This is a genomic window from Fodinibius salicampi (assembly GCF_039545095.1).
Taxonomy (GTDB): Bacteria; Bacteroidota; Rhodothermia; order Balneolales; family Balneolaceae; genus Fodinibius; species Fodinibius salicampi.
In genome coordinates, this window is sequence record NZ_BAABRS010000005.1 from 59,818 (window position 1) to 72,494 (window position 12,677).

The 12,677-nt window shown below is 42.5% G+C and carries 15 protein-coding genes and 1 other RNA gene; 11 read left to right on the forward strand and 5 right to left on the reverse strand.

The window, feature by feature from the left end:
• Positions 1 to 7: 7 nt before the first annotated feature.
• A complete protein-coding gene (locus ABEB05_RS15600; protein ID WP_265791657.1) occupies positions 8 to 865 on the reverse strand; it encodes a SirB1 family protein in 858 nt (285 codons plus the stop codon).
• Positions 866 to 1,108: 243 nt separating this feature from the next.
• Here ABEB05_RS15600 and ABEB05_RS15605 point away from each other — a divergent pair, with 243 nt between their 5' ends.
• From ABEB05_RS15605 to ABEB05_RS15625, 5 genes are all read left to right on the forward strand, one after another.
• Entirely contained in the window at positions 1,109 to 2,332 is a 1,224-nt protein-coding gene (locus ABEB05_RS15605; RefSeq protein WP_265791656.1) for an arginine deiminase, read from the forward strand.
• A 14-nt stretch (positions 2,333 to 2,346) separates the two neighbouring features.
• Positions 2,347 to 3,588, forward strand: coding sequence for a site-2 protease family protein (locus ABEB05_RS15610; RefSeq protein WP_265791655.1), 1,242 nt, complete (start codon positions 2,347 to 2,349; stop codon positions 3,586 to 3,588).
• A 59-nt stretch (positions 3,589 to 3,647) separates the two neighbouring features.
• Entirely contained in the window at positions 3,648 to 4,067 is a 420-nt protein-coding gene (locus ABEB05_RS15615) for a hypothetical protein (protein WP_265791654.1), read from the forward strand.
• A gap of 82 nt (positions 4,068 to 4,149) precedes the next feature.
• A complete protein-coding gene (gene smpB, locus ABEB05_RS15620) occupies positions 4,150 to 4,617 on the forward strand; it encodes an SsrA-binding protein SmpB (protein WP_265791653.1) in 468 nt (155 codons plus the stop codon).
• 11 nt (positions 4,618 to 4,628) lie between these two features.
• A complete protein-coding gene (locus ABEB05_RS15625; protein WP_265791652.1) occupies positions 4,629 to 5,411 on the forward strand; it encodes a M90 family metallopeptidase in 783 nt (260 codons plus the stop codon).
• 20 nt (positions 5,412 to 5,431) lie between these two features.
• On the opposite strand, the gene ABEB05_RS15630 is transcribed toward ABEB05_RS15625, so the two are convergent.
• The 4 genes from ABEB05_RS15630 to ABEB05_RS15645 all read right to left on the reverse strand — a co-directional run bounded on the left by ABEB05_RS15630 (position 5,432) and on the right by ABEB05_RS15645 (position 8,373).
• Positions 5,432 to 5,941: an OsmC family protein gene (locus ABEB05_RS15630; RefSeq protein WP_265791650.1), complete on the reverse strand. Its 510-nt coding sequence runs from the start codon at positions 5,939 to 5,941 to the stop codon at positions 5,432 to 5,434.
• Between the two features lie 159 nt (positions 5,942 to 6,100).
• Positions 6,101 to 6,462, reverse strand: an RNA gene (rnpB, locus tag ABEB05_RS15635) — RNase P RNA component class A.
• A gap of 101 nt (positions 6,463 to 6,563) precedes the next feature.
• Entirely contained in the window at positions 6,564 to 7,298 is a 735-nt protein-coding gene (locus ABEB05_RS15640; protein WP_265791648.1) for a zinc ribbon domain-containing protein, read from the reverse strand.
• Positions 7,299 to 7,332: 34 nt separating this feature from the next.
• A complete protein-coding gene (locus ABEB05_RS15645; RefSeq protein ID WP_265791646.1) occupies positions 7,333 to 8,373 on the reverse strand; it encodes a Nif3-like dinuclear metal center hexameric protein in 1,041 nt (346 codons plus the stop codon).
• Between the two features lie 249 nt (positions 8,374 to 8,622).
• Here ABEB05_RS15645 and ABEB05_RS15650 point away from each other — a divergent pair, with 249 nt between their 5' ends.
• From ABEB05_RS15650 to ABEB05_RS15675, 6 genes are all read left to right on the forward strand, one after another.
• Complete coding sequence (locus ABEB05_RS15650; RefSeq protein ID WP_265791644.1) at positions 8,623 to 9,327, forward strand: YggS family pyridoxal phosphate-dependent enzyme; 705 nt, start codon at positions 8,623 to 8,625, stop codon at positions 9,325 to 9,327.
• Between the two features lie 86 nt (positions 9,328 to 9,413).
• Positions 9,414 to 9,725: a hypothetical protein gene (locus tag ABEB05_RS15655; RefSeq protein WP_265791643.1), complete on the forward strand. Its 312-nt coding sequence runs from the start codon at positions 9,414 to 9,416 to the stop codon at positions 9,723 to 9,725.
• Positions 9,722 to 10,078 (forward strand): hypothetical protein, encoded by a 357-nt coding sequence (locus ABEB05_RS15660; protein ID WP_265791642.1) that lies wholly within the window; start codon positions 9,722 to 9,724, stop codon positions 10,076 to 10,078. Before ABEB05_RS15655 ends, ABEB05_RS15660 begins: the two co-directional genes overlap by 4 nt.
• 46 nt (positions 10,079 to 10,124) lie before the next feature.
• Complete coding sequence (locus ABEB05_RS15665) at positions 10,125 to 10,781, forward strand: DivIVA domain-containing protein (RefSeq protein ID WP_265791640.1); 657 nt, start codon at positions 10,125 to 10,127, stop codon at positions 10,779 to 10,781.
• A gap of 131 nt (positions 10,782 to 10,912) precedes the next feature.
• Positions 10,913 to 11,749 (forward strand): purine-nucleoside phosphorylase, encoded by an 837-nt coding sequence (locus ABEB05_RS15670; RefSeq protein WP_265791638.1) that lies wholly within the window; start codon positions 10,913 to 10,915, stop codon positions 11,747 to 11,749.
• Positions 11,750 to 11,846: 97 nt separating this feature from the next.
• A complete protein-coding gene (locus ABEB05_RS15675; protein WP_265791636.1) occupies positions 11,847 to 12,623 on the forward strand; it encodes a hypothetical protein in 777 nt (258 codons plus the stop codon).
• Positions 12,624 to 12,677: the final 54 nt, after the last annotated feature.

A 12,677-nucleotide genomic window follows, 5' to 3' on the forward strand; every position in this document is an offset into this window, starting at 1 on the left:
GAGTCTTCTAAAACTGAGTCATCAGCTCCAAAGTTTGTAATAAATTCCGCAGGCTCTCAGCGTGATTAAGCTGATCTTTCCTTTCATAGCTGTTAATCAGATTCCTAATAACCCTGCTCAATATTTCCGGGGGCGTAGCAGGCTTAAAATGTTCACTTTTAGGAGAAACGCCATTCTGTTTTAAAAAGTAATAGCACTGGTTGTAGGTTACGACCTTTCCATGATCAAAAGGATCTATCATAATTTTTTCCTGCTCCGCCTCGTACATTAACATAAAGTGAATGGGCATGCCCACGCCACGAAACGGAAGATCCAGCCGCCTTCCGATAAAAAGAACAATCAGCGCCAGTGAAATAGGTAATCCCTGTCTGCGGTCTATAACCCTATTTAAATAAGAATTTTCAGGATTATAATAGTCCGTTGTACTTCCGGAAAATTGAAGTTGGCTAAAAACGAGCTTCAAAACCACGTGCATTTTTTTTGTTTCCGAAAGGGAGTAAGAGACATCCGCTGAAATTTGATCTGCGTAATGATCGAGCTTTTGTCTGTAATCATTAATCCTAAGCGTTGGATTATTAAAACGGGCCAGTGTAAAAACAGCTTTTTCCAACTGGCGAAGATCATTCAGGCCGTTCTCCAAAACATCCATAAAATCTTCTTCCACACTACTGTAGGTAATCCAACGGATAATTTCGTCAATTAAATCCCGTTCTTTCTTGTCTGTACTCTTACTTTTATGCTCGTCGAGTATGGGTACAGCATTTTCTCCCAGTTCAAACAAGCGGCTTTTAACTTCCGACTGTATGTATGGGTCAGGATCCTCCAGTAAGTAAATAAGGGATTCTATTTCCGTTTTCTTAGACATTTCAACTAATAAATTAACCGGTATTAAACTTCAACAATTAAGTTATAACATTTTTTAAAATTGCATGGTGCCCAAAAATAGTCATTCTCATACACTTTTTTTCAAAAAATAAGTATTTAAAAAAAGGGCTATCAAAACGTATATTTGGAAAGCATTCTGCTGATACTCAATAAACAGTGATCTGATAGAAGGCCACAATTAAAAATAACTGTTCAGTTCTAACTGTTTTTATACTTCACAGCCATGAAATTATCTGTTAATTCCGAAACCAGTGTTCTTAAAAGTGTTATTGTTCATACTCCCGGACGAGAAGTATCCCTTGTAAATCCAGAGCACAAAGATCAGCTGCTCTTTGACGATATTATATTTGAAGAAGACGCTCGCAAGGAGCATCTTGACATGCTCAAGATATTTAAAACTGCCATGCCGGAAGATGGCGCTATCTACGAAATAACGGATCTTTTTCTGGAATGCTTCAAGCAGGAAGAAGCTCGGGCTTTCTTCATAAAAGAGCTTATAAATCAACTTCCCGAATGCAATCTGCATACCATTGAAGAGGATCTTTTAAAATTAGAGGCAGCCGATTTATTACAGTTTGTTATTGAAGGAAGCACTCCCGCCATCCACGGCTTTACCCTTCAACCCATACCTAACTTGCTTTTCACACGCGACCTTGCAGCGGTAGTAGGAGAAAGCATTCTGTTATCCCGGCCCGCTAAAAAAGCCCGCCTTCGGGAAGCTATCTTAATGCAAGCGCTGGTCAAATTTCATCCGCTCTTTGAAGAGCTCAGTAAAAAAACAATCCGTATTAGCGGAAAAGAATCCATTGAAGGAGGAGATGTACTGGTAGCTTCAGAAGAACTTGTGCTTATAGGCATGAGCGAACGTACTTCCTTCAGCGGATTGATGAAGGCGACAGAAGGACTTCTCGAAAATGGGGTAGAAAATGTTTTAGCGGTAGATATCCCGAAACAGCGTTCCTCCATGCATCTTGATACTATTTTCACCTTCTCCGATACCAATGAATGTATCGCGTTTCCACCGGCAATTACCGAACGGCGCGACAATATCATCGCTCTGTCATCAAATAACGGCTCCATTAATGCCCGGTCAATACCATCGCTACAGGAAGCACTCCAACAATTTATGGAACGTGATCTTACTTTTATCAGTTGCGGTGGACCCGATCGAACAAATCAATTTCGTGAACAATGGACCGATGGCGCAAACGTTTTTGCATTAGCGCCCGGCATTATTGTCGGATATGAACGAAATACGAATACTTTTCGTGAGTTAGAGAAGTACGGCTATCAATTGATGAATCAATATAAATTTATTGAAGAATTTAAGGATCAACCATCCGACCTGAAGAACAAAAAAATCGCCATCAGTTTTCTTGGAAATGAACTATGCCGGGGCCGTGGCGGCGCCCGGTGTATGACAATGCCCATAGCAAGAGCTAAATAAATTAACTTTTTACCTTGAATAACAAACCGACTCCACAACAACCGGAACAATCCTTTGACGAAGTACTCACTGAAACAGCATCACCCAATCGCCAACATTCTGGTTCAAAATCAGAATTCGATGGTAAAACTATTACAAAGCATGTAGTCCTTTTCTTAGTCACTTTTGTATCTGTAGCCTTGGTGGGAGCCGGTTTTGTCGGCTTTAGTCCCTCTTTATTTCCTTTTGGATTGCCATCGTTGTCGGACTTCTATCGGGGGCTGTTATTTTCGACGCTTTTGCTGGGGTTTTTAGGCGTCCATGAGTTCGGGCACTTTTTCGCGGCCCTTTATCATAAAATTAAAGTGACCCTTCCCTACTTTATTCCGATACCATTGGGTATTGGAACCCTGGGAGCGGTTATCCGGATTAAACAAAAGATTAACGACTCCCATAAAATGTTTGATGTGGGGGCTTCGGGTCCGCTGGCCGGATTTGTAATCTCACTGGCAATTCTATTGTATGGGTTTTCCACCCTCCCCGACCCGTCCTATATCCAAAATTTTGAGGGTCATGAGGCCGTTAAAACATATGTAGCCGAACATGGGGTATTTCCGGAAGAACCTCCCGAAGAATCCGACGGAAACATCCTGGTTGTTGGCAACACCCTGCTGTACGGATTTCTGGCCTCTTTCTTTGAGAATGTGCCTCCTATGTGGGAAATGTATCATTATCCCTTTTTGTTTGCCGGCTGGCTGGGACTCTTTTTTACGGCTTTGAACCTCATGCCACTGGGCCAATTGGATGGGGGACATATTCTATACTCCCTTATTGGCTTTCAAAAACATCGCACCGCGGCCCGCCTCTTCTTTGGACTGCTGGTCACACTGGCGGGGATAGAGGCCGTCCCCTTTATCCATGAAGCCCTTTCCGGTTATGAATTTGGATATGATCCGCTTAGCTGGCTCCTTTGGGGCGGTATTTTATTTTTACTCCTTCGAAGAGCCTTCCACGACGACCACCAGTGGATAGCTCCCGTATTGGCTATTTCAATGGGACTTGCAGCAGGTTACCTCTACTTTTTTGCTGGGGGCATTAATACGTCAAGCTCCATGATATGGGTAGTATGGTCATTTTTCACAGCCTACCTGGTGGGGGTTGAGCATCCGCCTGCACTATACGAGCAGCCGCTGGATCCCACGCGCACCTTTTTAGGTTGGCTAAGTATGGCTATTTTTCTGCTTTGCATAAGTCCCAACCCGCTCTATTTAATATAAATCTTTTCTGTTATCTTTAGTTTTAACTGTTTAATTAATCTTATAAATAGGATCTTTTCATGCGTTTTTTCTCTCTAATTCTTCTCTCTCTACTCTTTGTTTCCTGCTCCAGCTCCACACCCGAAAATATTTCCAAAAGTGTGGATCAATATATAGCCGAAGACAATTATCAGACGGCTCTTGAGTTACTTAACAATGCAGATCCCGATCAAACAGATGCGGATTTAACTAAACTTCAAGAGAAGACATACCTGAATTACGGACTTTACCTGGAATATCGGGGACCCGAAGACAGTAGTATGCGTGACCGAATGACCTCAGCGTTGGAACAATTTATAAAAGTATTGAATATCAATCCCAACAATGAAAAAGCACGATCTGAGATCCAGCAGATTATGAGTATTTATGAAACCATGCCCGATCGATCGCCCGGTGAATCTATTATGGAAGACCTTCGCAAACTGGGATTTGATTACTAAACCAGCCAGCAGCTTTCAGTTATTTGCTATTAGCATGTACTTTTTTTGCATAACGAACTGAATCCTTACATTTTTTTCTACTATGGCTACGAACACTCCGACCATAAAAAACCGTAAAGCTCGATACGAGTATCATATTGAGGAAACCTATGAGGCCGGTATCGTACTTAAAGGGACAGAAGTAAAATCTCTTCGAAACGGCAATGCCAGCCTTAATGAATCTTTTGCCATGCTACAGGATGGTGAAGTATGGCTGCGTGATATGTATATAAAACCCTATAAACAAGGTTCTTATGCAAACCACGATGAGCGGCGTCCCCGCAAACTACTGCTCAATAAAAGAGAAATCGCCGAGCTCGATAAAGCCATCGATCAGAAAGGATATACCCTTATTCCCTTGAAACTATATTTTAAAAAGGGATATGCTAAGGTCCTGCTGGGTATTGCCAAAGGGAAACAGAAGCACGATAAGCGCGAGGATATCAAAGAGCGCGATGTAAAACGCGAATTGAATCGTAAGTATAAAGGCACCTATAAAGTAAATATGTAACGGAGCAACTCATGTTCGGGTTTAAAAAATGGCGCCGTAAACGACTAATGAAGAAGCCCTTTCCTGACCAATGGGATGCTCTCCTTAATCGGAATGTACCATATATACAACATCTCCCTTCCAACCTGCAGGCCAAACTGAAAGGCCTCGTACATGTTTTTATAGATGAAAAAAAATTCGAAGGTTGTGCCGGACTTGAAATTACCGATGAAATACGGGTAACTATTGCGGCCCAGGCTTCCATTTTGATGCTGGGTATTGATGACCTTTCCTCTTTCTATAATGACCTTCGATCGGTACTGGTATATCCCAAACCTTATGTCGTTAAAATTAAAAGCCGCCATAACAGCTTTTTTGTACAGGAGGGATTCCAGCGACGGCGCGGCGAGGCATGGTCGCGCGGCCATGTGGTCTTGGCCTGGAATGAAGTTAAAAAGGGTGCTTCCGATATCCATGACGGACAGAACCTGGCTTTCCACGAGTTTGCTCATCAGCTGGATTACGAATATGGTGCTACCGACCAGGTAGAGAACAATTATAACAATGAATCACACTTCCTATCTTGGGCACGGGTGGTCGGCAGCGAATACCAGAAACTTCTTCAGGCTATAAAACGAGACCAGAAAACCCTCATTGACGACTATGGGGGCACTAACTTAGCCGAATTTTTTGCCGTCATTACAGAATGCTTCTTTGAGAAGCCGCGCGAGCTAAAAGAGAAACACCCCGATTTATATCAGCAGCTACAAAATTTTTACCAGCAGGATCCCGCTTCCTATATTACAGTATCCTGATAACTTTTTTCCTGCAAAAGCTAGCGAAGCGGAGCATTGGCGCTTAATTCCGGACTATTTTTCAGGGTTTGAAAAACCACGCAATATCGCTCGGTTAGCTCAATTAACTTTTCAACCTTCTTGGGAGGTGCATCTGTATCCAGATCAAAAGTCATGTTTATGGATTTGAATCCCACCGGTGATTCGCGCGATACGCCCAGCGTTCCCCGAAAATCCAGCAGACCTTCGGCTTTTACCGTACCTTTGTGAATCGTGATATCCATAGCCGTAGCTACCGACTTTAATGTAACACCGGCGCATGCCACTAATGCTTCCAAAAGCATATCACCCGAACAAGCTTGTGATCCATCTCCGCCTGTCGCCGGATGAAGTCCGGCCTCTGCAATTCCCGCATCAGTTTCAACCTTGCAGGAAATATCATCTGATCCCACCTCTCCTTCCGCGTGGAGCACCACTTCGGCTTTTTGAGGGTTTTCTTGGTATTCTTCTTTCAAGGGCCGTTGAAGTTCGCGCAGTTCTTTAGAATCCATAGCTTTTGCTTAATATTCCTAAATTGTTTTGAAGACCTAGTTCTTATTTATTAATAAAGCCTATTGTCCTGTTAAATAAAAACATGTTTAACTAAACTCTTCCTGTATTAATATTAAATAACAAAAGGCCGTCCTCCCCGGACGGCCTTTTCATGTAGAAATAAGGGATAACCTGTAAGCCGAATTCTGTATCCGCCGGTTGGCGGATGGCAATCATTTATCTGCATCCCGGATCACTCCGGAATAACTAGCACTCCACCCGACCGTAATACGACAAGCAGCGCACGGCCTGCATGAGCTTGCACCCCGTGAGGTTTACCAAGCCTCTCCCGATTACTCGGCAGAACGGTGAGCTCTTACCTCACCTTTTCACCCTTATCCACCGACTGGCGGACGGTCTGTTTTCTGTGGCACTAGCTGTCCGGTTACCCGGACCTTCCTGTTAGGAAGCACGGCGCTTGTTGGTGTTCGGACTTTCCTCCCTGGCACAAATGTGCGGGGGCGATTGCCCGGTCATCCCAATAAATACGAATATGCTCTTTATAACTTTTAAAACAAAAAAGATGTACAAAATCGTTTACTGATTGTACATCTTTTGCAAAAAGGATAAGTGTATAAGCCGTTATAGAGAAAGCTGCTCTTTAGCCTTCTTAAAAAAGGAGGGGTGTACTACAATACGACCACTATTTTCATCGATAATGATCTTGTTCTTATGGCGCACTTCCACCTGTGTTTGCGGAGGCAGCGCCATACCCAAAGCTGCTCCCTTTTCCATAGGTACCACGGCTAATCCATTAGATAGACCTTCCCGGAGTCGCTTATAGCTTCGCAGATAACGGTCATTGATATTTTCTTCAACCTCCTTCCGCTTTGACAGAAGCATTTCCTCCTCTTCTTCCGTTTCTTTAACCACTTTCTCGAGATTTTTCTTCTTTTCCTTATAAAGTTCCTCGATATCATCAAGCTGTTCCTGGGCTTCCTCTATCTCGGGATCGATCTCTTCAAGGCGGTTTTCGATCTCCTCTTTGCGCGATTCGGCATTCTCAATGATCTGCTTCTGAGATTCAATCTCCTTGGTCAGCGCATCGTATTCACGGTTATTCCGAACCGACATCTGCTGTTCTTCATATTTATCCATCTTATTGTTGGCATCCTTAATCTCCAACTCAAGATTATCCCGCTCTACCTGCAGGCTTTTCTTCTCCTCCTCAAGTCGGTCAATCTTAGCTTCGTGTCGGTTGATATCCGTTTCAATATCAAGAACCTCCTCCGGCAAATCCCCCCGTAACTGTTTCAGCTCATCGATTCTGCTGTCTATATATTGAAGATTCGTTAACTGTTGAAGTACTTCTTCCATAGATTGGTTTATTCGTCGTTTATTCCTGCGGATTTTATTTATGATCAGGTATAAAAACCTGCATTGGGTTGGTGGTTACATTGGTCTCAAGAACCTGAATATTCTCAAAAGCTTCGCTCAGTTCCTGCTGAAGAGCCGCCACCATCGGCACTTCACTTTCATAGTGGCCTACGTCGACCAGTAAAAAATTCTCGGTATCTGTGAAATAATCATGATATTTAATATCTGCGGTAATAAAAGCCTGAGCTCCTTCTGCGATAGCCTTGCGAGCAAGGGAAACACCGGCGCCTCCACAAACAGCTACCTTTTTTATACGTTCTGCAGAGCCAGAAAACCGAACAGCCTTCACTCCCAGTGCTTCTGATACAACTTCCAAAAAATTTTGCTGAGTTAACCCTTTATCGCGATAAAAACCGACAACTCCCATTCCTACATTATTAGAGGGACTTGCTACATCCATAAGCTGGAAACTACCACGATCCAGCAACCCATTCTTCTTCAATTCCTTCTTAAGGTCACCAACATTGTGTTCATCAATAATAGCTTCATAAGTATGCTGGTCGTCTTTTCTTCCCGCAACTTGGTAATAATGAGCCTCTTCGGCAGAATAGTAATTCAATAGTTTTAAAACTGAATCACTATCTGAGTGGTTTGTTGTTAATACTATTTTTCGGCTAATATTATAGTTGCTATCCAGAAATTTCAAATTTTCCAGCTGTAGTTCTTTAGCCAATACAAAGGAAACCCCGTCAAGTGCAGCATCCAAATTAGTGTGGACAGCAATAACAGCAATATCGTTCTTAATAAGTTCATAAATGATCTTACCCTGCTCACTTGTAGGATTTATTCGATCAATGCTTTTAAAAATAAGAGGGTGATGAGCGACGATAAGATTACATTCTTGCTCAATTGCTTCTTCTACTATCTCAAGGGTAACATCAAGACAGGTTAAAATACGAGAAACCGGCTGGTTGGGATTCCCGATTAATAGTCCAACATTATCGTAGTCGAGCTTGGTACTGGGCGGAGCCCACTGGTGTAGGAAGGTGGAAATATGCTGAACCTGTGTGTTCATGCGGGCTATCGGCCTCCGTACTTTAGGGTTACGGTTTTAAAGCGCCTGAGCCGATCCGTACATAATTCAGAGTCGAAATATAAAATACTCAGCGTATGAATTATTAGTTGCGGTTCAATCCTTTAATCAGACCCGTAAAATAGCATTTTAATACCTTTCTTAAAAGCTTATTTTTAATATCATTCATTATCGGTTTCTAGTAATACTAATCAACCGAGTCATTCATAAATACTAAAAGAAAACACCCGAATGGGACAAGATATTTGTCAAAATATAGAAGATGTTTCTACGCGAATCCGAAAAGCCTGCACCCGGGCTGACCGTGACCCTGAGGAAGTACAGCTCATTGCCATAAGTAAAATGAAACCCCTTGAAGATATCAAAACGGCCTTTGGCTGTGGACAACTTCACTTCGGTGAAAACCGCGCCAAGGAGTTACAGGATAAGATGGAGGCCTATGAAGAAGACCAAATCCAGTGGCACATGGTTGGCAACCTGCAAACAAACAAAATTAAGTATATGGTTAATCGCGTTAACTGGATTGACTCGGTTCCCAAATCAAAAACGCTGAGGGAAATTGAAAAACGTGCTTCCCGAATTGATCGCGTTATCAATACCCTCATCCAGATCAATATTAGCGGAGAGGACCAAAAAAGTGGTTGCGAACCTGAAAATTTAGCTGATATTCTGGAATATGCCCAGGGCCTTGAATACGTTCGCGTGCGTGGACTTATGGGAATGGCCACTTTTGTGGATAAGGATAAGGTCGAAAAGGTACGGCCGGAATTTCAACTACTCCGGGAAGTTCGGGATGAGCACCGCTCCTATGAGTGTAAAAATATTCAGCTGGATGAACTTTCTATGGGAATGACCAACGATATGGAAATTGCTATTGAGGAAGGATCTACCATGGTACGCGTCGGCAGGGCCATCTTTGGAGAACGTAACTATTAAGTATTAAAATCGTTATAAGAACCTTTCAATATCATTAAGATTTAGTACATTACAACACTGTATCGTTTAATTTAGAGTAATTCATTATGGCAAGCTGGATCTGGGTACTTATACCATTAGCGGCAATCATCGGCGGACTTATTATTGAATACCAGAAGAATAAAATGACAATGATGAATCGCAGCCAACAGAATGAAGAAGAGGTTGACGAGTTAAACAAGGTGGTTAGTTCGCTAAAAGAACGTATCGAAAATCTGGAAGCGATTGCTGCCGCCGATCCCGAAGAGTTCTCCACTGGCCAAAAAAGCGGTACGAGTAAAATTGAAATTGACGATATAAAAAAGGAGAATAAACAGGAAGTTTCTGATATTGCAAACAAACGGAGGAACAAAGCATGAGTTTTGAAGAAATGGTTGTAGCCCTGGTAGGGGCAGTAGGCGCCTTTGCCCTGGTTGGGTTTTTAGCAGCTAAAATTATAGACCTCATCAAAACATGGATGAATCGTAACAAGAGCGGAATTTCCGAAAAAGATTTTAACCGTTTAGCGGAGGCGTTTATAGAGTATAAAAAAGAAAGTAAGCGCCGAATCGAAAATCTTGAAGCAATTTTTGTGGATGATGAACCTGCTTCTCAGGAATCCTCAGCTAAAAACAATCGGATTGAAGCATCTAAGAATTCTATAGAGATAGATGAAAATAGGGAAGAATCTTCTTCCGAAAGCAGTGGACTGCGGAACATGCTCCACGACTAATGACTTTAACTACAATAAACTAACTTCCTGACTTTAGCGTATTGTTATGAAATTAACGGCTCTTGAGATCAAACAACAGACCTTTGACAAATCATTACGAGGTTATGACAAAGCTGAAGTAGAGGCTTTTTTAAATCTCATGTCTAATGAGTGGGAACATATGGTTGCCAAAAACCGGGAACTGGAGAAAAAGATTGATGATCTCGAGGAAAAGCTGAAGCACTATGAACGCGTAGAGGAAGCTCTTCACGAAACCCTGCAAACAGCCAAGGAATCGGCCGAACAGAAACTTACAGGCGCGCGCCGCGAAGCACAAACTAAAATTGAAAAAGCGGAGATGGAGGCAGAATCCATTATTCGTGAAGCTACCCAACAGCGCCAACAGGTACGGCAGAGCATTATTCGATTGCTTGATCGTCGCAAGGAGATTATTGGCGGTATGCGTTCCTACCTCGAGATGGCTCAGGAATCCCTGGAACAATTTTCAAAGGACGAAGCTTCGCTCTTTAATCTTCCCAATGAAGAAATAGAACGTCCCCCAAAAAAGGATCAAGAAGATGTTGAGGTAGAAAAACAAGGAAAGGATTCTTCCGGAGGAGAGCATGAAGAACATACGGAGCAAGAGGATGAACATTCCGAAAAGAAACAACCTCTCCCTCCAGGAGCCGAAGATGTGGATAATATTATTGATGAACTGGATTAATATCTCTCAGTTCCAAAAATAGGAACTCCTTCTGCACCTAATTACATTTCAATATCCTACCTTTTCTATGCTCCTTTTGCTATTTTGGATAGTCAGTCATGTAACAATCTTATAAGCTTTAAATCATATATATGCAGCGAGAAACGGTTCAGGAATTTCGCAAAAAACGCAATGAAGCCCTTTCTTATATAAAAGAACATACCAGTTTCCAACCAGATTATTTAGTGATTCTGGGCACCGGATTAGGTCAGCTGGCCGACAAGGTAAAGGTGCAGGATACCATATCCTATGCCGATATTCCCCACTTTCCTGTATCCACTGTTGAAAGCCATGCCGGGCAGCTTATCTTTGGCAATTTGAGCGGGAAAGAGGTAGTGGCCATGCAGGGACGCTTTCACTACTACGAAGGATATTCTATGCAGCAGATCGCCTTTCCAGTTCGGGTAATACATCGTCTCGGAGCCGCAACTCTAATTGTAAGTAACGCCTGTGGCGGGATGAACCCCAATTATGAGTCTGGAGATATTATGCTTATCAACGACCATATTAATATGCTGGGTGATAATCCGCTGATAGGACCCAATGATGATGAGTTAGGGCCTCGGTTTCCGGATATGAGCGAACCTTACACAGAGAGTCTGCAAGCTATCGCTGAAGATGTCGCTCTCGAAAATAATATCAAAATGCATAAGGGTGTTTATCTCGCACTTAGCGGTCCCACTATGGAAACCAGGGCTGAATACCGTTTTCTTCGACTTATAGGAGCTGATGTTGTTGGCATGAGTACCGTTCCCGAAGTTATCACCGCGGTACACATGGATATGGATGTGCTTGGCATTTCCGCTATTACTGACGAATGCTTACCCGATGCTCTCGAACCAGTGGATATTGAAAAAGTTCTGGAAGCAGCAGGCGTCGCCGAACCTAAAATGACGGCCGTTATTACAGGAGTTTTGGAACAACTGTAATAATTGCTAAAAAATTATGTACCAATTTACTGACAAATTGCGTTTCTTTTAAGAAGTAATCAATCAATACACTTAACCTCATCAAACGGGTGCTATAATGTTTGACGACTTTGATGACAACGTCTGGGATGAACACCAGTGGGAAGCTCATCTCAATGAAATAGAGAGACGAAATACCCAGCTTCGGAAATTCATTGCTCCCGATTCATCCAACCAAATACCGCGCTGGCTTAGCATTCTCCAGGAAAACGGGAATGAGATGGATGCCGTTGATGCCTTTATCGAAGAGGAACTTCAATTTGATGACCCGTTTTTTGGGGACAACGGAGAAGGCTTCTATGACAATTTGGATGATGAAGAGGAAGATCTCTTTGAGGATGAAGATGAATGGGAGGACGAAGACTTTTTTATCGATGATTACAGTGACTTTAATGAGGGGGAGGAGTGGAAAGAACTCAGTGACGAATTTAGTCTTTCCGGTTTTAGCTCCATTGAAATGCTGGATATCTATAACCAATCCCGAGAACTGGCTGCGGATGTCTTATTGTGGACTGAAACTATTAATCCTACTTATCTGCAAGAGGGCTCATGTAGCGATTTCGTAGATAATGTCCTTAAAATAGGAGCCAAAATTGCCGGAGGTTACTCCTTTGGTTTTGATCGTGAGTTTATGGGTGGAAATATTGCCTATACTAAAAAAGCGCTATACTGTGCCAACGATGCACTGACTATTCTTCAGCAGGAGCTAAAAGGCACTTCAGTTATCAGCTCTTTGAAATACAGGCAGCTTCACGAACAGCTCTTTGAGATTCGGAATGATATCGGAATCTATATCCAAGATCTCCGTGATGAATTCAATAAAGGATTTAAATAAAAGTTTTTCCTTTACAAGTGTTTAGTATAACGAGTAGGAGGCTCTGTAAATCTC